Origin of the sequence: Pelotomaculum propionicicum, from assembly GCF_004369225.1 — a bacterium.
Taxonomy (GTDB): Bacteria; Bacillota; Desulfotomaculia; order Desulfotomaculales; family Pelotomaculaceae; genus Pelotomaculum_B; species Pelotomaculum_B propionicicum.
In genome coordinates, this window is the sequence record NZ_QFFZ01000188.1 from 1 (window position 1) to 294 (window position 294).

A 294-nucleotide genomic window follows, 5' to 3' on the forward strand; every position below is an offset into this window, starting at 1 on the left:
GTCCCAATCACAGGACCGGGCGGTGGCTGTTGACGGCAAGACGCTGCGTGGCTCCTCCGGAACGGATGGTAAACCGGTTCACCTGGTGTCGGCCTTCCTGCAGCATGAGAAAATAGTCATCGGCCAGCGACAGGTGGACAAAAAGAGCAACGAAATCACGGCATTCAAGCCCCTTTTGGAACCGCTGGACCTGGAAGGCAGGGTCGTCACCGCCGATGCCATGCACACCCAGGTGGAGCATGCCCGGTTCATCGTGGAAGATAAAAAGGCCGATTATGTCTTTCCGGTAAAACA

The 294-nt window shown here is 56.8% G+C and carries 1 protein-coding gene; it reads left to right on the top strand.

Annotated features, from left to right (window positions below):
• Positions 1 to 294, top strand: a 294-nt coding sequence (locus Pmgp_RS19455) for an ISAs1 family transposase (RefSeq protein ID WP_134216335.1), incomplete at both ends; no start/stop codon positions are given.